At 32.2% G+C, this 19588-nt stretch carries 20 protein-coding genes and 1 tRNA gene; 7 read left to right on the forward strand and 14 right to left on the reverse strand.

Annotated elements, in window-relative coordinates; genetic code table 11:
- Positions 1 to 113: 113 nt before the first annotated feature.
- A complete protein-coding gene (locus ACQ654_RS09760; RefSeq protein ID WP_430410141.1) occupies positions 114 to 1697 on the reverse strand; it encodes a tail fiber domain-containing protein in 1584 nt (527 codons plus the stop codon).
- Positions 1698 to 1927: 230 nt separating this feature from the next.
- Positions 1928 to 2009: transfer RNA gene (locus ACQ654_RS09765), tRNA-Leu, on the reverse strand.
- Positions 2010 to 2118: 109 nt separating this feature from the next.
- On the opposite strand from ACQ654_RS09765, the gene ACQ654_RS09770 reads away from it, so the two are divergent.
- From ACQ654_RS09770 to ACQ654_RS09790, 5 genes are all read left to right on the forward strand, one after another.
- Positions 2119 to 3507: a dipeptidase gene (locus ACQ654_RS09770; RefSeq protein ID WP_430410142.1), complete on the forward strand. Its 1389-nt coding sequence runs from the start codon at positions 2119 to 2121 to the stop codon at positions 3505 to 3507.
- 379 nt (positions 3508 to 3886) lie between these two features.
- On the forward strand, positions 3887 to 4252 hold the full coding sequence (locus tag ACQ654_RS09775; protein WP_430410143.1) for a BlaI/MecI/CopY family transcriptional regulator: 366 nt from the start codon (positions 3887 to 3889) through the stop codon (positions 4250 to 4252).
- A 3-nt stretch (positions 4253 to 4255) separates the two neighbouring features.
- Positions 4256 to 6889 carry a M56 family metallopeptidase gene (locus ACQ654_RS09780; RefSeq protein ID WP_430410144.1) on the forward strand — a complete coding sequence of 878 codons (2634 nt, stop codon included), beginning with the start codon at positions 4256 to 4258 and terminating at the stop codon, positions 6887 to 6889.
- Between the two features lie 115 nt (positions 6890 to 7004).
- Positions 7005 to 8441, forward strand: a complete 1437-nt coding sequence (locus tag ACQ654_RS09785; RefSeq protein ID WP_430410145.1) for a TlpA family protein disulfide reductase — start codon at positions 7005 to 7007, stop codon at positions 8439 to 8441.
- Between the two features lie 55 nt (positions 8442 to 8496).
- Positions 8497 to 9597, forward strand: coding sequence for a DUF4407 domain-containing protein (locus ACQ654_RS09790; RefSeq protein WP_430410146.1), 1101 nt, complete (start codon positions 8497 to 8499; stop codon positions 9595 to 9597).
- Positions 9598 to 9606: 9 nt separating this feature from the next.
- Here ACQ654_RS09790 and ACQ654_RS09795 read toward each other — a convergent pair whose 3' ends face one another.
- The 9 genes from ACQ654_RS09795 to ACQ654_RS09835 form a co-directional block, all read right to left on the reverse strand.
- Entirely contained in the window at positions 9607 to 9831 is a 225-nt protein-coding gene (locus tag ACQ654_RS09795) for a hypothetical protein (RefSeq protein WP_430410147.1), read from the reverse strand.
- A 127-nt stretch (positions 9832 to 9958) separates the two neighbouring features.
- Entirely contained in the window at positions 9959 to 10678 is a 720-nt protein-coding gene (locus ACQ654_RS09800; RefSeq protein WP_430410148.1) for a LytR/AlgR family response regulator transcription factor, read from the reverse strand.
- 12 nt (positions 10679 to 10690) lie between these two features.
- The gene (locus tag ACQ654_RS09805; protein ID WP_430410149.1) at positions 10691 to 11014 is read right to left on the reverse strand and encodes an Hpt domain-containing protein; all 324 of its coding nucleotides are present in this window, start codon (positions 11012 to 11014) and stop codon (positions 10691 to 10693) included.
- Between the two features lies 1 nt (position 11015).
- Entirely contained in the window at positions 11016 to 13079 is a 2064-nt protein-coding gene (locus ACQ654_RS09810) for a PAS domain-containing sensor histidine kinase (protein WP_430410151.1), read from the reverse strand.
- Positions 13080 to 13228: 149 nt separating this feature from the next.
- Positions 13229 to 13642, reverse strand: coding sequence for a response regulator (locus tag ACQ654_RS09815; RefSeq protein WP_430413019.1), 414 nt, complete (start codon positions 13640 to 13642; stop codon positions 13229 to 13231).
- Positions 13643 to 13791: 149 nt separating this feature from the next.
- Positions 13792 to 14064 (reverse strand): DUF1272 domain-containing protein, encoded by a 273-nt coding sequence (locus tag ACQ654_RS09820; RefSeq protein ID WP_430410152.1) that lies wholly within the window; start codon positions 14062 to 14064, stop codon positions 13792 to 13794.
- A 16-nt stretch (positions 14065 to 14080) separates the two neighbouring features.
- Entirely contained in the window at positions 14081 to 14449 is a 369-nt protein-coding gene (locus ACQ654_RS09825; protein ID WP_430410153.1) for an MmcQ/YjbR family DNA-binding protein, read from the reverse strand.
- Between the two features lie 315 nt (positions 14450 to 14764).
- The gene (locus tag ACQ654_RS09830) at positions 14765 to 15379 is read right to left on the reverse strand and encodes a DUF4230 domain-containing protein (protein ID WP_430410154.1); all 615 of its coding nucleotides are present in this window, start codon (positions 15377 to 15379) and stop codon (positions 14765 to 14767) included.
- A 108-nt stretch (positions 15380 to 15487) separates the two neighbouring features.
- A complete protein-coding gene (locus ACQ654_RS09835) occupies positions 15488 to 15748 on the reverse strand; it encodes a hypothetical protein (protein ID WP_430410155.1) in 261 nt (86 codons plus the stop codon).
- Between the two features lie 151 nt (positions 15749 to 15899).
- Here ACQ654_RS09835 and ACQ654_RS09840 point away from each other — a divergent pair, with 151 nt between their 5' ends.
- Positions 15900 to 16292 (forward strand): hypothetical protein, encoded by a 393-nt coding sequence (locus ACQ654_RS09840; protein WP_430410156.1) that lies wholly within the window; start codon positions 15900 to 15902, stop codon positions 16290 to 16292.
- A 214-nt stretch (positions 16293 to 16506) separates the two neighbouring features.
- The gene (locus ACQ654_RS09845) at positions 16507 to 16902 is read left to right on the forward strand and encodes a hypothetical protein (protein ID WP_430410157.1); all 396 of its coding nucleotides are present in this window, start codon (positions 16507 to 16509) and stop codon (positions 16900 to 16902) included.
- Positions 16903 to 16909: 7 nt separating this feature from the next.
- On the opposite strand, the gene ACQ654_RS09850 is transcribed toward ACQ654_RS09845, so the two are convergent.
- Genes ACQ654_RS09850 through ACQ654_RS09860 form a run of 3 tightly spaced genes read right to left on the reverse strand, consistent with a single transcriptional unit; the run spans position 16910 to position 19578 of the window.
- Positions 16910 to 17659, reverse strand: coding sequence for a cyclase family protein (locus ACQ654_RS09850; protein WP_430410158.1), 750 nt, complete (start codon positions 17657 to 17659; stop codon positions 16910 to 16912).
- Positions 17660 to 17707: 48 nt separating this feature from the next.
- Positions 17708 to 18832, reverse strand: coding sequence for a radical SAM family heme chaperone HemW (gene hemW, locus ACQ654_RS09855; RefSeq protein ID WP_430410159.1), 1125 nt, complete (start codon positions 18830 to 18832; stop codon positions 17708 to 17710).
- Entirely contained in the window at positions 18832 to 19578 is a 747-nt protein-coding gene (locus ACQ654_RS09860) for a DUF3667 domain-containing protein (RefSeq protein WP_430410160.1), read from the reverse strand. The genes hemW and ACQ654_RS09860 overlap by 1 nt, the downstream gene beginning before the upstream one ends.
- Between the last annotated feature and the right edge of the window lie 10 nt (positions 19579 to 19588).

Raw genomic sequence — 19588 nt, forward strand, 5'->3', positions numbered from 1 at the left:
ATGAAATTCCTATGTCTAGTAATTGAAAGCTATACACCATTAAAACAAAAAAGCCGAAATTTAGAACTTCGGCCTTCGTTTTCGTTTTGGAATTATATAAAAATGACACGAAATTACCTTACAATCATCTTTTTGGAGATAACTACTTCATTATCCGAAATTAAAGCATATATAAATATACCTTTTCCAATATCACTTGAATTGATAATTACTTGCCCTTTTTCTGTTGATAAATTATATTCTTTGATAAACTTCCCTGATAAATCTACAACCGAAATTGTTGCCTTTGTATTTCTTGGCAATGTATAGTTTACAACTGTTTGATTGGTAAATGGATTTGGTTTATTTTGTTCCATAGAAAATCCTACATCTCCTATATTATTTTGACCATCTAATTTAGTTTCTCCGTTAGAGTCAACTTCTCTTTTCATGTCTTCTAACTGACTTTCTAAAGATGTTATTTTTTCATTTAATTCTTCAATACTTGTAGTTGCTTTTTCATTTAATTCTTTGATACTTGATGTTAAGATTGAAATAAGCCCCGTGTAGTTTACCGCTTTGTACTCATATATTCCAGCCTCTTTGTTGTCTTTATCAATAATAGGCTTTCTAATAGTTGTAACCAATTCAGGATATACTTCTTCAATGTTTTGCGCTAAAAATCCGTGCTGCAAGTCACTTGACAGATGTAGTTGCTCGTTTGGTTTAAATGTGTACGTTATAGCATTTAACTTCGCTAATTTTTCTAAAACATTACTTTCGTCCTTAACATTGTCTTTTAATTTTTTGTCAGAAGCTGTAAATGTTCCAGTCACAAAGACATTTCCATTAAAATAACCTGCAAATCGATTTGAGTCCGTTGATGATGTTCCATAAATAGCGGCTCCAAAAGCAGGAGATTTTACATCAGCAGTACTAGCTACTGATCCAAAAATACCATACGTTGGACCATCACTACCATTATCAGTTACAAGTGCTCTGACTCCAGTATTACGACTTCCTCCATCTAAACGCACATTAATACCTACATTTTCGAAGATAGAACCATTGACACTTTCAATATCTATACCTGTTTTATTAAAGCCTCCAGCATTATTTATAGATCTTATGGATGTCATAAAAGCACCACTTTGATTGGCCTCGTTTTCTAAAGACAAACCTACACGTGAAGAAGTTCCACTCACTTCAGAATAATTGATACCAACTTTTGTATCAAATGCACCTAGTGGATCTCCAAAAAGTGTCCTACCATTATTTGTCATTGTTGCTACTAGCGTCGAATTTGTTGATGTAAAACTATTTGCGGCTCTAAATTCAAAATCACTTGCCGAAGAAGTACCAGAGCTTACCCATTGAATTCTTGGGTTTATATCACTTAAGTCTTGATATCCCATCGTTAATGCTTTGTTTGGCAATTGAAAACGTAAGCCATACACATTTTGGCTTCCTGTATTTAGTCTTCCGATAGAAAACCATCTACTGTTGGTAAAACCAAAATCATTGCCTGAATCTAATTGTGTAACCAAACCAGGTCTGAATCTAAATATTTCTCCTGTACCAAATTGTTGTGGTATTGGATTGTTGATTGTTGATTGTACAGGATCAAAGGATTGATTCCGAGGAATAGGTTGCGCTACAATTTGAGAAAAACAAAGAGTAGTAAAAAATAATGCAAAAATTAAAGTAATTTTTTTCATAATTTGAATATATATGGTTAATTATGTTTTAAAGTTAATCTCAAAAATCTAAACATAATTACGGTATAACCGTAAAATTAAACCCTTAATAATCAGTATTTTATTAATTCATATTGTTTCATTAATGACAAAAATAATCGCAGAAATATTGCAGAAACAGCAAAAGAAATTTTAGAAGTTATGATGAATAAAAAAAGCCGAGATTTTTCAATCTCAGCTTTCTGTTTCTGTGCGGGTGAAAGGACTCGAACCTTCACACCGTGAGGCACTAGATCCTAAGTCTAGCGTGTCTACCAATTTCACCACACCCGCAAATGTGGGTGCAAATATAAAGAAGATTTTCAATATTCAAAGGAAGTCACAACTATTTTTACCTCTTTTTTTAGTACTTTTGAGTATCTAGATAAATTCAATACATTACATGAATACTATAAAATCCTATGTTGAAGCGCATAAAACCCGTTTCATCGATGAACTCATCGAACTTTTAAAAATTCCCTCAATAAGCGCAGATCCAGCGTACACGCAAGATGTGATTGATACGTCAACCGCTATTAAAACTAGTTTAGAAAAAGCTGGTTGCGATCATGTCGAAATTTGTGAAACACCAGGATACCCAATTGTATACGGACACAAACACATTTCTGACGACTTGCCAACCGTTTTAGTATATGGACATTATGATGTACAACCACCAGATCCATTAGACTTGTGGGAAAGTGGACCATTTGAACCTGTTATTAAGAAAACAAAGATTCACCCAGAAGGTGCCATCTTTGCACGTGGTTCATGTGATGACAAAGGTCAAATGTACATGCACGTTAAAGCATTGGAATTAATGAACGAAACCAATCAATTGCCTTGTAATGTAAAATTTATGATTGAAGGCGAAGAAGAAGTTGGTTCGGAAAGTTTGGCTTGGTTTGTAGAACGCAACCAAGAAAAACTAGCCAATGATGTTATTTTAATTTCTGATACAGGAATGATCAGTAACACGCAACCTTCTATCACAACTGGTTTACGTGGATTAAGTTATGTAGAAGTTGAAGTTACAGGTCCAAATCGTGATTTACATTCTGGATTGTATGGTGGCGCTGTTGCGAATCCAATTAATATCTTAACAAAAATGATTGCTTCGTTACATGATGAAAATAATCATATTACAATTCCAGGTTTTTACGATAACGTTGAAGAATTATCAACACAAGAACGCGCCGAAATGGCAAAAGCGCCGTTCTCTCTTGAAGACTATAAAAATGCATTAGATATTGACGATGTGTATGGTGAAGCTGGTTATACAACCAACGAACGCAACTCTATTCGTCCAACATTAGATGTTAACGGAATTTGGGGCGGATACACTGGCGAAGGTGCAAAAACCGTAATCGCAAGTAAAGCGTACGCTAAAATTTCAATGCGTTTAGTGCCAAATCAAGATTGGCGTGAAATCACAGAATTATTCAAAACCCATTTTGAAAGTTTAGCGCCAAAAGGCACCACGGTTAAAGTAACGCCACATCATGGTGGACAAGGCTACGTAACGCCAATTGATAATATTGGCTACAAAGCGGCAAGCAAAGCCTATGAAGATACATTTGGTGTTCCAGCAATTCCACAACGCTCTGGAGGAAGCATTCCAATTGTTTCTTTATTCGAAAAAGAGCTCAAAAGCAAAACCATTTTAATGGGATTTGGCTTAAATAGTGATGCAATTCACTCTCCAAATGAACACTTTGGAATTTTCAATTATCTTAAAGGAATTGAAACCATTCCACTATTCTATAAATATTTTACAGAGCTTTCTAAGTAATAAAAAATACAACAACTTTAAAATCCGCTTCGTGCGGATTTTTTATTTTATACTAAACTTGTTTCAATATCTCATACTTTACTTTGGGGCGTTACCGTAAAAGTTCACTTCGCATTTCGGCTTCGCTCAATGTTCAGTGTACTTTTACGGTCAGGCTTTCCGCTACAAGTCCTCACTATCGTTCCGGGCTTTTCACTGCAATCCTTAACGCGGTTTTGAAATTATTTTACCTCTACACTTGTAGAATTAAATATTATATTCTACATTTGTAGAGTAATATTACAATGATTCTTGTGTACTATGCGTATGTATCCTTTTGAAGTCGACCAAAAAGATAACTATTCATTCCTCTATAGAATCAAAAAAACAAACCTAACAAATGAAATTATCAAAAACAGAAGAACAATTGATGCAGCATTTATGGAAACTTGAAAAAGCATTCATGAAAGATATTTTGGAACAATACAACGATCCAAAACCTGCAACAACAACAATTGCAACTTTACTGAAACGTATGACAGATAAAGGATATGTTTCATATGCAACGTTTGGAAAATCAAGAGAATATTATCCATTAATTAAAAAGGAAGATTATTTTTCTAAACATGTAAATGGATTGATCAAAAACTTTTTTAACGATAGTGCTTCTCAATTTGCTTCTTTCTTTACGAAGAAAACAAATTTAACAAAAAAGGAGCTTGAAGATTTACGTAAGCTTATCGATAATGAAATTAAAAAGAAGTAAGTAATGATTAGTTATATCATAAAATCAGGATTGTGTTTAGCGTTAATACTTTTGGTATACAAAGTACTTTTGGAACGTGAACGCATGTACAAATTTAATCGATATTATTTACTATTCGGGTTGTGTTTTGCGTTAATTGTACCATTTATTACTATGGAAGTAACTGTTGAAATTCCTGTTACTGAAAGTACAAATGTGATCAATTTTGAAGATGCAAATTTTGCAGAAACCATTCCTTTGGCAACTGAAACTCCAGAAATTACGACAGGTATTCCTGTTTGGATACTTGTTTTAGTGAGTTTGTATGTGATTGGATATTTGGTGTTCTTCTTTCGTTTTATGAATAATATTTATCAAATTTTTTATAAAATCACGCGAAACGCAAAAGCTTTCTATAAAAAAGCTTCGTTGGTTTTATTAAAAGAAAATATTCTTCCACATACATTTTTACACTATATATTTATTGAAAAAGAAGCGTATGAAACTGAGAATATTGCAGAAGAATTGTACACACATGAACTCGCACACGTGACACAAAAGCATACGATAGATATTATATTAATTGAATTGATTCAGATTGTATTTTGGTTCAATCCACTACTTATTTTTTACAAAAAAGCAATTCAGCTCAATCATGAATTTTTAGCTGATGATGCTGTATTAAAATCGAATATTCAAATTCCAACCTATCAACAATTATTACTTGATAACGCCAGTTGGAACCACAACTTATATTTAGCCAGTAATTTAAATTTTTCTGTAACTAAAAAAAGACTACAAATGATGACAAAACATACATCTAAAATTCGTGTTTGGCTTTTTGCCTCATTCACGATTCCTATTTTTATAGGCGCGCTATTTTTGTTTAGCACAAAAGTAATTGCTCATGAAACAACTGCTGAAATCATAGAAATTCCAGCAACAGATATGATCATTGAAGAAGATCAAGATCCGAAGAAATATTATTACCAAAACGCAACCTTCATTTTTGAAGATGAAAACGGAAATAAGGTCAAAAAAACGTACGCAGAACTCACTATTGAGGAAAAAGCAATGTTGACACCTGCACCAAAAACGCCTGTTGCAAAACGTCCGACAGCAAAACTATTGAACGACTGGAAAGACAAAAAAGGTTTTGCCATTTGGCTTGATGGAAAAGTGATTGAAAACAATACAATTTCTAACTATGACATTGTTCATTACACAGGAAGTTTTATTCACAAAAATGCACGAAGCAAACGTTTTCCACAATTATACCAAATGCATTTATATACAGCTAGTGGTTTTGAAGGATTGAAAAAAGAATTAGCAAGTCCATTATCAAAAAGTGCTATTTTACATATCAAAAAAGGGAAACACGGAAAGCGAGTTGGTAAAAAAGTAAGTACTACAACTGAAAAGTTAACAGCAAAAGAGGAACTTGCAGTAGCGAATGAAGTGCCTGTGAATTATATTAATGAAAATAATGGTCCTAATGAAACTGACTTGCCTACAGAAAAGGCAAATCAAGGAAGAAAAGATATTATAATTCATATTAATAAAAATGGAAAATTTCTTGTCAATTATGAACATAGCTGCGATTTGGAAGAACTCAATACATTCATAAAGTTAGAACTTGCCAAAATTCAACACAAAAGAGCAAGAACTGGTTTAATTATTTATGATGGTTATGTAAAAGACAAACTTACTGCTGCTATTGCTGCTGCTGAAAAAGCATTAAAAGACCTTAAAATTCGCAACATTGACCTTATGAGTTCTAAAGATGTTCCGCCACCGCCACCGCCACCACCAGTGCCTAAAAAGCCCGTGATAATAGAGGTCGAAGAAGTCAACCCACCTAAACCAAAGAAGCCAGTAGCTGTTGAAGTGATAGAAATTGAAGTGCCAGAACCTAAAAAACCAGCGGTTATTGAAGTGAAAGAAACTGCCTATCCAAATGTAACTGAAGAACGCGCAAAAGCTATCAGTAAGATGCATCAAAATATCAAAGGGCAAAACGTTAAGACAATGATTATTAATGGTAAAAAGCATTATTATGTTGTCAAAAATGGTATAAAATTCATTTACAATGAAGAAAGTCAATTGGTAGATGAAAACGGGAAAAGATTACCGCCACCGCCGCCAATAAAAAAAGAAGGCAAAAAAGTTGGGGAAGCATCTAAAAAATCATCTGAATGGAAAGATGTAGCCTATTTTTCAGAAGAAGAAAAGCAAACTGGGTACATCAACATTAATGGTGAAACCTTTTATTACACAACTAAAAACGGACAGAAATTAATATACAATCGTTTTGGCAGACCTGTAGATAAAAATGGAAAAGAATTGCCGCCACCACCGCCAAAAAAGAAAGATGAGGCTAAAAAAAATACCAAAAAAAGTAATAGAACTCGCTTGGTAGGTACAAAACATGTTCCTGATAAAAATGCTACAACAATATCGTTTCCAACAGTAAATGCAGGAAATATTGTTTCGCACATAAAAGTAATGAACAGACATAATGCTGTGTTTTATTTTAATGAAAAACGGATCACGTATAGAGAAGCGTTGCGTATGGTACGAAAAAATAAAAACTTGCATGTATATTCACAAATTGAAACTGAAAATAGCAGCGCTTTTGTAAAGCTTTCAGAATCATAACTTTCTAGATACAAACCCTATAATAAAAGTTCTTACACTCGATTTAAGTTAAAATCTTGTCTAGGAACTTTTCTTTTATATATCTTTAAAACATCCATCAAATAACAATCATATCATGAAACAATTACTTTTTTTACTACTCTTATTCCTTTGTATTTCATGTGTGAAAGAAGAAGAAAAACTTGCTTCAATGGAAGTCAAAACAGACGCAGTAGCGTTTATAGAAATTCGGAATTCGATTGATGGAATTACACTTTGGGATCATAAAACAGATACGATTTATCCGAATGAAAAAAATGAATTTTTATTTACAAAAGATATTAAAATACCTGAATTTGTGAGTATTAAAATTGGCGATACACGCTTGAACTCAATTTTACTACCTGGAAAAAAAGTGAAAATTACTTCACTTGATTCTACTTATGTTTTTGAAGGAACAAACAAGGCAGGAATGCAATTTTTAAATGATGTAGAGAGACCCAATTTTTATATGTCCGAATCTAATAAATATAAAAATGATACTACTGCAGTTCAAGTGACCAAAAAGATGGAAACTTTAAAAGTAGCTGAATTGAAAAAGCTTCAGAAACTGGTAAAAGATCAGGAAATTGATGCCGAATTTGAAAAAATTCTCAAACAAGAAATTGATTATTTTTATGCTTTACGAACTTCACAAATTGTTACCGTAAAACAATATGGAAAAACTCCAATTGCTGCTGATTTAATTTTGTTAATTGATGAAACTGTACAAAAATATCCTCTAGAAACTAGTTATAAAACGAGTACTTGGAGTATGTATGCAGAGACAATTTTAAAAGAAAAAAGAACGTATGATGTATTAACTGAAGGAACTATTACAAAAGATACATTATCAAGTTTCTATAAAAGAGACGCATTACATCCGTTTTATTACAACATGATAAGTTCGTATGAAAACAAAGAAGTTGCAGAAAAAGCGGCGGCAACATATATTATTAGTGAAGCAAAACAGCGTAAATTTGAAAAAAGCTTGATTTCAGTATATGAACAATTTCAAAAAGACTTTCCAAATAGTATATACGAATCATACTTAACACCAGATATTGATGAAATTCGTGAATATTATGTGAAAATTTCTGGAGAAATGCCAGCTAGTGTAAAATTCTATGAAAATGAAAATATTGCAAGTTTGAACGATTTATTATCAGATTTAAAAGGTGAAAAATATTATGTTGATCTTTGGGCAACTTGGTGTAGTCCTTGTAAACGAGAATTTAAACACAATGATGAATTGAATATTTTGCTTAAAGAAAAAGGGTATAAAAAACTTTACATTTCGTTAGACAAACCTGAACAACGTGCAAAGTGGAAACAAGACATCAAGTATTTCGACTTAAGTGGTTTACATTTATTAGCTAGTAAGAAATTTTTTGTAGACTTCGAAACAAACCATTCCTTAGCAGATGGTTACATTACGATTCCTCAATATTTAATTATTGATGCAACAGGTAATTTGGTCACTAATAATGCGCCACGACCTAGTCAAATGGAGAAACTTCGTGAATTTTTGTAACATTTACAGGAATCCTGCGTTCTTATAGTATCATCATCATTCAAAAGACTTTTTTATGTTAAAACAATTTTTCCTCGTTTGTTCGGGCGTTGACCTCAACTTGGTCCGCGACTGTAGCGATGGCGAACAAACCAAATATGCTGGAATTGGCGCTACCGTATTTTTTACTGCTCTCATGGCTTTTATAGCAAGTAGTTATGCTTTATATACCGTTTTTGATAATCCATTTGCCGCAGTTGGTTTTGGACTTATTTGGGGATTGCTAATTTTTAATTTAGATCGCTTTATCGTTTCTACACTTCGAAAAAGAGAGAATAAATTTGATGAAATTTTACAAGCAACACCTCGTATTATTTTAGCTGTAATTATTGCCGTTGTTATTTCCAAACCCTTGGAATTAAAGATATTTGAAAAAGAAATCAATCAGGTTTTATTAGAGCAAAAGAATGAGCTTACACTTGAAAACAAAACACAAATTGCACAACAGTTTACGCCTGAAATTGAACAAATTAAGAGTGAAATTACACAGCTAAAAAATGATGTCGTTACGAAAGAAAAAGAAGTAAACGATTTATATGAAACCTTTATTGCTGAAGCTGAAGGACGTAAAGGAACTGAACTTGTTGGTAAAGGTCCAGTGTATAAAGAGAAAAGAGAAAAACATGATGCCGCGTTGCAAGAGTTACAATCTTTACGAGCTGAAACCAGTGATAAATTAGCGGTAAAAGAACTCGCTATTACAGATTTAGTTGAAAAACAAAAAACACAAGAAACTAATACACAACCTATTATTGATGGTTTTGACGGATTGATGGCACGCGTAAATGCATTGGGAGAATTGCCTTGGCTTCCTTCCTTTTTTATCTTTTTATTGTTCTTAGCCGTAGAAACATCTCCAATTTTTGCAAAATTATTTACTTCAAAAGGTGAATATGATGTAAAATTACAAGATGCCGAAGATGCAGTGAAAACGTGGGTTGCACAAAAAGTACATCAGCGAAAAACCTTATTGGATACGGATGTTGCTCTAAATAATAAAGTATACGCAGATATTGCTGAAGAAGAAGAATTGTACACGCACAAACGCAAAAAAGCCCGTGAATTGATGAAATTACAAGCAGATGCTTTCTTTAATTTACAGAAGAAACAGTTCTAACTTAACTTGTTAGTTTGTAAGACTTTTTAAATGTTTAATCATTCGTTGTTGTGCTTTGGCTTGTGCAATTTGTAGACTTGTGGCAAATTCACTTTCTGCAATTGCACGGTATAAAACTTCACCGTTTTTGTAAACTATCCACCAATATTTGCTGTCTTGAATATATTCTGCTTTTAAATGATAGCCATCATCTGTGATGACTTCCTTAAATTTTTTATCTCCTTTCCATCTCATTTTTTAAGTAGTCCCTTTTTTTAAAGAATAAAAAATAAGAAATATATTGCAAACAATCTCAGTTACTGACGTTAAATGTTCTGAAAGTGAATATAGTAGTCATGAAACTGATGTAGAATGTTCTCTATCATAAAAGATTGAGTCGTTGCATAAGTTCCTTCTTGTTGGCTCTACTTACTGGAATTACATCTTGTTTTATCAACACACTATTATCTTCAATATCTACAATTTTTGTGGTATTTATAATGTAAGAACGATGCACTTTTAAGAATAAAGAGCTTGGCAACTTTTCTTCTATTTTTTTAAGTGTAGAATGTACAATATAGTTTTTGTCTTCTGCCTTTATTTTAATGTAATCACCTTTGGCTTCTATAACACAAATATCTGGAATGTTTATTTTTACCAGACGACGATCAATATTTACATACAAATCATTTCCTACGCTAGCCGTATCATCAGAAGATGTAAGTACAGGTTCTTCTGCTTTTGCTGACGCATTTCTATCTTTCATACGACCAACAGCTTTTCCAAAGCGTTCTGGCGTGATTGGTTTTACCAAATAATCAACAACACAATCGTACTCAAAAGCATCTAAGGCAAAGTTTTTATCAGAAGTAGTTAATATAATTTGTGGCGGATTTTTCAACGTTTGAATAAAATCAAACCCAGAAAATGTTGGCATATGTATGTCTAAAAAAATAAGATCAACTGTATCTGAGTTTAAGTATTTTATAGCATCAATTGCATTATCGAACTCTTCTTCAATAACAAGTTCTTCTATTTTTTTACAGAGCTGTCTCGTAATTGCTCTTGCTGTTGCTTCATCGTCAACAATTATACACTTCATAAGTAGGTAGGCTTAAATTTTGGTTAAAAATTCTTCCATGTTTTGCAAAATCCTCATAAACATATTATATCCACTTGAATCGTCTTTTCTTAGCGCTTCTTCAAAGGAAGCGGCAAACTCATAGCTTTTTTCAAGTCCCAAAATACTAATTTTATGTTTAATTTTATGCACGAGTTCAGCGGAATTTTGATAGTTTTTATCAAGTATGCTTTGTACAAAAGCTTCTTTTTCGGTAGGAAGTTCTCTTTTTAAGATCGAAATCATGCTTGCTTCAAACGCTTTGTCACCATCAGAAAGCATGTGTATGTATGATAAATTTGGAGTGTCTAATTGCATATTATTTCCGTATTGTGAAAAAGAATTTAGTTCCTATGTTCTCTTCTGATTCTACGTAAATTTCCCCATTGTAGAGTTCTATAATTTTTTTTACGATAGATAATCCAATTCCTGTTGATTTGCCCTTTTCATTAAGTGTTTGGAATATTTTGAATATTTTATCATGGTAATTTTTGGCAATACCAACTCCATTATCTTCAACTGAAAATTTCCAAAACTTTTCCTGTTCTTCAAACGTCACTTCTATTTTCCCATCCTTCTTATCAACATAATTAATGGCATTACTAATTAGGTTTTGAAATACTTGCTTGATGCGTGTTTTATCTGCTTGTATTACTGGCAAGTTTTCTGGATATACGAATTTGATATGATCTGGAATGTATAAAATTGTTTGAATATCTTCTAAAATATCCTTTATGCCAACATTTTGTACGGTAATGATATTTTTATCGCTTACGCTAGAATAACGCAAGATACCATCAATAAGCGCATCCATTTGTTCTAACTTATTATTGAGCTTGTCAAAAGTTTCTGTGGCATTGTCATCCAGCACTTCTTCATAATCCTCTTGAAACCAAGATATTAATGCATTTATGCTTCGCAAAGGAGATTTTAAATCGTGCGAAACTATATGTGCAAAATCATGAAGTTCTTTGTTACTTCGTTGTAAATTATCAAGTAATTCTTTGTTTTGACTTTCCGCTTCAATAGTACGTTCTAAGTTTGCGGCGTTTGTTAATTGAATCGACACTAAATCTGCAACATTTTTTAGTAAACGCAAGTGTTCTTTCGTGAAAAAACTTTTTGCTGAGTTTTCTGAATCTATCACACCAATTACATTTCCATCAACAATAATTGGAACTGTAATTTCCGAATATCTTCTTTTATCATCTACAACATAGCGTTCATCTTTGCTTGTGTCATGAATCAACGCTGCTTTTCCTGTTTCGGCTATATTTCCAACAATTCCTCTTCCAAATGGAATAAATATTTTGTCAATAATTTCTTTGTTCTCATCAACTTTTGCACCGTAACCTGCTATTTGTTCCAGTACTTTATTTTCATTATTTACAAGATATACGACGCAATCTTCAAACTCTAAATCACGAGCAATTACGTTGGCAATTTCCCAAGCAATGTCATGAATATTTAGTTTTCCAATAAATGAACGTGTTAAGTTGTTGAGTGTGCTCAACATTAAATGTCTTTTATGTTTTTCTGTAACGTCTTGTACAAATGCCAACTGATATTTCACCGCTCCTGAGCTGTCTCTAATTGCTGTAACATTTGTTTCTGATAGAAAGTAAGTTCCATCTTTCCGCTTGTAGCGTTCGGTAAGATCGTACCTATCTATTTCGCCAGCCACCATTTGATCATAATACATCTGAGATTCTTCGTGTGCTTCTTGATAAGATAAGTTTTCTACCGGAACGCCGAGTAATTCTTCTTCAGAATATTGTGTGAATTTTTGAAATGCTTGGTTCGTTTTTATGATATTTCTATCTTCCGCTAGTACAATTCCGGCTAATGAATTGTCTACAATAGCGGCTAGTTGTTCTTGTTGCTCATCAAAAATAGTGGTGTCTTTTTTCGACTGTGTGATATCGCGTACAATTCCTTGTGCTGCAATAATTCGTCCTTCTTCATTATAAATTAGACTCGAATTGATCTGAACCCATTTTACTTCTTTTGTTTTTGTGTAAACTCTGGCTTCGTAGTTTTCAAAAGAACCATCTTCAATCAATTTTGCAAAAGAATTCATTGCATATTCAAAGTCTTCTTTGTAAATAATGTTTACTACATTCAAGTCTTCTTTTTTGATATCGTATCCAAAAAGCTTTACAGCTGCATCATTCATTTTGATGACATTTCCCATGATATCCATCAAAACAAAAGAGTCGAGAATGTTTTGAAAAACACCATCAAATTCGATCGTTTTTTTCTGAAGTGCTTCTTTTACTTCTAGAAGCTCGCTAGTGCGATGTAGCAAAAGTGCTTCTGCTTTTTCGCGGGCTTTTTTTTCGTTTTGTAGCGCTAGTTTTAGGGTCTGAATTGGGTCTTTCATTTAAACGCAAATCTAAATTGATTCGTATTTTGCGTTGAATATACTAAATTCCGCATAAATTACAGACGTTTAACCTAATTAACCGACGATCTACACAGTTTGTATACCGTGTACTATGAGATAAAATGTATAGGAAAAAGAATTATGGTTTAGAAAGTAATCACTTCATTTACCATCCAATAATCGATAACACGTTGAATTTTAAGAATATAATCTTCGTATCGTAATGGTTTTATGATGTAACCAGCAATTCCTAACTTGTAACTTTCCAACATATCTTTATGATTGTTAGAAGTTGTTACGATAATTGCAGGAATATAACGCAAATGTTCGTCCTCCTTGAGTTCTTTTAAGAATTCAAGTCCGTTCATTTTTGGCATATTTAAATCGAGTAAGATGACATTTGGAAGCTCTTCCTTTTTTTTCAAAATAGCAAGTGCTTCTTCTCCATTCTTAGCTTCAAGTATACGATGTTTAAATCCTAGTTTTTTTAAAGACCTTTTAAACTTCATTACTTCAATCTCATCATCCTCGATAAATAAAAACGAAAGATTTTCTACCATTGGCGTTAATGTTATATCTCCAATCACAACGTAAATTTCTTATTTATATGTTAGATAAAAAACATCTTTCGATTAAACTCAATTTAAAATAGGTTGAATGGTCTTTTAAGTTAGACTAATGGTTTTTGGAATTATGTGCTTTTTGTCGATTATGCATTGTTTTTAATGATGTTCTCATAATGTCTTTCCAAATTTGTAGGATTATAAACACGTTTTGCACTTGGCGGGTATTTTGCTAAAAGTCGTTTAGGGCGAATTGGTCGTTTTGTGAAATTTCCGCCACAATTTGGGCATGTGTTTTTCAGAATTGTTGTTACACATTCTTCACAATAGGTACATTCAAATGTACAAATAAGTGCATTTGTAGCATCAAAAGGTAAGTCTTTATTGCAATGTTCGCAATTTGGTCTTATTTCTAACATAGTTTCTTTTGACGTATTAGTAATTTTTGAGTTCGGCTTGTTGCCTTTTAGTCATGCCTTTTACTACCAATTCGTAGGAATGATCTATTAAATTTTGTACAAATTCGTTGGAAAGTTCGTGTTGAAATAGTTCTATGGTATTCCAATGTTTTTTACTCATATGAAATCCTGGCGTAATACTTTCATATGTTTCGCGAAGTTCTATTGATTTTTTAGGATCGCATTTAAGATTTACTGCCGCCAATCCTTGTTCCCACTTTTTTAAAGAAGTTAATGCAAACATTTTTCCCAAAACTTTAAATACTAGTGTGTCTTGATCAAAAGGAAATTCTTCAGTAACAGCAGGTTTTGAAATACAGTATTGATGAAGTAATTCAATATTCATACAATTAAATTTTACACAAGATATAAAAAACTGTTGAATACCGTATTTTATAGAAATTACTGGATATTTATATCTGACTTTGTAGTGGTATTATTTTTATTTTTTGATTTAGACTTTGCTTCAATTCTATGAACTGGCGCAATATCTAAACTTACAAGAACATCATTTAGATAGTAAACTACTTTATCAATTAGAGGCATCTTTTGCATTCTTTTATTATTTGTTGCAAATATACAGCTAGATTCTTAATTTGTAGGTTATCCTAGCTTTAAATCAACATAAAATATGCGTAAAATGTGTGTTTTAAATTGTGGATTAATGTTTTTTTAGATATGAAATATCATCATCTGGAAGTTTTAATTCGGAATAGTCTAATTCCCAACCAATTGTTTCTACAATTTTTTCAATGATTAATATCGCATCTAACGCTTCCTTTTTTGCTGTTTGAATAAGTCCACTTTGCGGAACTTTATCTACAATATGTTGTTTTGCCGCTTTGTTGAGTACTGTTAAATCGCCTGCTCCAAATTTGTTTAACAAACCATCTTTTTTGTCGTAATAGGTAAAATCTGTTTCTACCGTTAAAATTTCAGGTTGTGGAAAATGTAAAATTCGGACTTGCTTTTTTTCTTTATCAGCTTTCAAGCGAAGTTTTTTTAAATCGTAACCAACACTTGCTTTCGCTTTTATTACAACAAGCGCTCGTTTTTTGCTAGAAATTAATCTTAAAAAATGCTCTGATCTATCTTCATAGTGATAAATTTCACTAAAATCACCTTCGACAGTAGTAAGCTTACAAACACTTTTTATTTTGTCTAATAATAAATGTGATTGACGTATTGTCAACTGTTCTTTTTGTTTCTTTCCTAAGTAGCTATACACAAAATACGAGGCAACACCTCCAAGCAATAGTGCTAAAAATATATCCATACAATATCAGCATTTACAATAATTATACCTTAATTATTGGAATACAAATTTACATTAATTTTAAGCAATTGTAAGAAATGTTGTGTTTTGCAGCAAAATTAGGATTCATTATTGAATTCCTAAAATTCTATTTCGTGCTTCGTTGATTTCTTTTTCTTCTTCTTGTGTCCTAACAAAGAGTTGTATTATTGCATTTTCAATATCTTCGTTTTCATTAAGTCCGTTAAAAACATTTCGAATCATGGAAGAACCATATGCTTTTCCATTTCTACTTGTAATTTTCTTTTCTTTTAAGATTTTTAAGACACCATCTGTATAGTGATATCCCAAAACTTCTTTGAGTTTTCTTCTTTGTTCTTCGTTTATCATTTTGGGTTCTTGAATTTATCCATATATTTACTAATTGTTAGTTTGCTACTGATTTAGTATTGATTTTATGACGCTTTTTGCAATTGACAGTATACTATTACAAACTATTTTCTATAAAACTAAACATTTTGTAGCATAATTTCTAATTATTATGAAAATAATCGACAGAATAATCCTCTTTATAAAGCATAAAAACTTGAGTATGCGTGCGTTTGATATGTCTATAGGCGTGGGAAACGGATACACTAGCAAGCAATCGAAGTCAGGCGCTTCTGTCGGTAGCGATGTTTTGGAGAGAATAATCGATGTGTATCCAGACTTGAGTCCACTTTGGCTGGTAACTGGAAAAGAACCTATGATTCTTACTGTGGAGACTTCTGAAGAACCACTTCCAGATTATGGAAAATCTATTGACGAAATTTTAGAAAGTAAAATTAAACGTATCGTAAGAGAACAACTAAAAGATTTTAGTGACAAATTGGAAAATTTTCCAACACTTGATCAAATTAGTAAAGAAATTCAGAAGAATTTAAAAGGAAAATAACCTATTTTCTATCTTCAAAAAACTGCCTTAATTATACGTAAAAAACTGCAACTACAGTATAAAATTGGGCACCTTTGTAAATATCAAAACGAATTATGTATATTTACGAATTGTTAAACTTGTGCTGATTTACTGTCAGTACGCATAACCTATAGCATATATTAAATCTTATTTTCTATAAAAATGGATTTCTCTATGACTTAATTTCTCTATCATGAAAATAATTGATCGAATCGTAAAATTCATAAAATACAAAAATCTAAGCATGCGTGCATTTGATATTTCAATTGGCGTTGGCAATGGATATACAAGTAAACAAGCAAAAACAAAAGCTTCCGTTGGAAGTGATGTGTTAGAAAAAATTATTGACCAATATCCCGATTTGAGTCCGCTTTGGCTCTTAACTGGCGAAGGCGATATGGCTATTGATCCAAAGAAAATGACAGATGAACCACCTCTTGAATATGGCAATTCTATAGATGAAATTATCGAAAATAAAATCAAACGTATTGTTGAAAAACAGTTTAAAGAGTTCAATGATAAGCTTGATAACTTCCCAACTTTAGAACAAATTCGTAAAGAGATTCAAAAGAATTTGAAAAAAAACTAGTTATATATTACTTTTTAATTTTGTATAAAATTGGTTTACTTGGAGTTGCATCATTTTCAAAAGGTGCAATTTGTAAGTTTAGATAATATGCACCATCTTCTATACGATTTGCAACATATATAAACTCAGTAATTGTTGCGTTTAATCGGATGTTTCCGTTTGTATTCCAAAAAGCATTGTGCGCCAATAATTCGCCATCATCTTTTTCTTTATCCACACTTGGAAGATCTATTAATAAATGATCAATTCCTTTTTCTCTAAGATATATAGCAGCGTCTTCCGTAAGATAAGGCGGATTCGTGTGCGAATATTGCATGCTTTTTTTGTCTGTAAAGTTTGGAAGTGTTCTAATAACAATTGCTTCTCGTTTTTTGTTTCCGATAGCAAATTGTAATTGCTTTTTTGAAATAATATAATCTTTATCTTGTTTTTCAGGAACTACCGTAATTACCTCAGCATAAAAGAAAAAACGTTTTAAGTTTTCATTTATAGAATGTATTTCTTCTGTAATATGTCCAACACATTCTGTATGTGTTCCATGCGCATGCGGATTGAAATGTATGTTGTTAAAGTTTACATCACCACCTTCTTTTACGTTTCCAACCCATTCATCCGTACGAACTGGAAAAATTTTAGGTTCTTCAACATACCAAGCATTTACATTTTCTTTTGAAGCGCGTAGCGGAATTGAAATGTCTAACGGTTTTGATAAATCAATTTGATGCTTTGTCGTTTTTCGTTGAATGGTACAGATCATTTTTTACAGGCTTTGGTTTCTCACCCAAAATTACGCTAAAAAGTTAGATTATACCTTAAAAAAATCTGAAGCAATTCCGTCACATAGAAATTTTCCTTTTTGTGTCGTTTTTATAATGTCTGCATTCTGTTCGAGCGTTTGCTGTGTAAGATGTGTTTTTGCCAATTTTAAAGTGTGGACTTTATATGTTTCTCCAAATTCTTTTTGAATATACGCCATAGAAATTCCCCAAATGGTTCGCAAACCTGTCATCACATATTCGTTGTATTGATCGTTTAACGAAAGTGTTTCTGTCGTAGATGGCAATTTTTCTTCTTGAATGTTTTTGATATAGATTGCATTGTTAGCAATATTCCAACTTCTTGTGGTTTTGTTAAACGAATGCGCACTTGGACCAATTCCAATATATGTTGCGCCTTTCCAATACGATGTGTTGTGTTTTGAGAAATAATCAGGTTTTCCAAAGTTTGAAATTTCATAGTGTACAAAACCTTGTTTGGAAGTTTCTTCCACCAATACATTAAAATGTGCCAACGCTTCTTCTTCTGAAACATTTGGATACGTTCCTTGTCGGATGAATTTTTCCAATGCCGTTTTTGGTTCTACTGTAAGTGCATAACTTGAAATATGTTTGATGCCAAAATCGAATGCAATTTTAAGGTTTTCTTTCCATTGTTGCATGCTCATGGTAGGAACCCCGTAAATGAGATCGATTGTGATGTTATCAAAATATTGTGTTGCAATTGTTAAAGACTTGTTGGCTTCGACAGCAGCATGTGCACGATTCATGAGTTTTAAATCAGTATCAAAAAATGATTGTATTCCGATACTTAACCGATTGATTGGAGAAGCCGCCAATTCTTTTATTTTTTCTTCTGATAAATCATCTGGGTTTGCTTCAAGCGTAATTTCTGGAGTTGCTGAAACCGTATAGTTTTCTTGAATAACCTCTAGAATTTTATTTAATTCGGCCAACGATAGTAAACTTGGCGTTCCACCACCGAAATAGATGGTTTCAACCGTAATATTATTCAATTCAGTTTTACGAAGTTGTAATTCTTTATGAATCGCTTTAAGCATATTCTCTTTTTTCGCTAACGAGGTTGAAAAATGAAAGTCACAATAATGACATGCTTGTTTGCAAAATGGTATATGTATGTAAATTCCAGCCATTAGCTATTAAAAGAAACAATTAACATTGATAGCCCGAAACTACAAAGTATATATAAGAATACAGCTAGAAAGTATGCAATAATTCCTTTGAGAACGGTTTTGAAAGTCACTTTTTGAAATAGTGACATAATTGCATACATAAAATAAATCAACATTAATAAAAGCGGAATGGAGCGCATATTTAATGGAAGTTTATTGATGAAATACATGAAGCATGAAACCATAAATGTATAGATTCCAACTAAGTAAAATGCAATTGCAAAATATTCTGCTAACGTATGTCGCTTTCTAAAGACTAATTTTAATGAAATACCAATGGAAAACACAAAGAAGAATAGAAAGTTTGTAATGTTACTTCGCATAAATTCTCCAGCTTGGTACGCCATACTTTGCGCACTTTCAGAAACACTTTTGAATGTTTCATCCTTTATAGGGTCAGAATTGAGAATTGAACTTATTACTACATACAAAACCGTCATTAAGATAAAAAAGGAAACAGGTTTGTAATACCTTTTCCGCTTTCCTTCAATAAACTCTCTAAATACTTTCCTTGGATTAATACATAAATATTTCAATGTTACCATCAAAGGCGCATTTATAGAAAAGAACATATCTAGAATTTCTTGAAACGTCTCTTTTATAGTAATCTTTGAAACTGTTGACTTCTGTCCGCATGTAGCGCAATAATTTCCAGTTAGTGGAGTATTGCAATTTTTACATATATCAGACGAAGTCGTTGTATCCATTTGAGAAATT

This window comes from Kordia sp., assembly GCF_965283645.1.
In the GTDB taxonomy this organism is placed as follows: domain Bacteria; phylum Bacteroidota; class Bacteroidia; order Flavobacteriales; family Flavobacteriaceae; genus Kordia.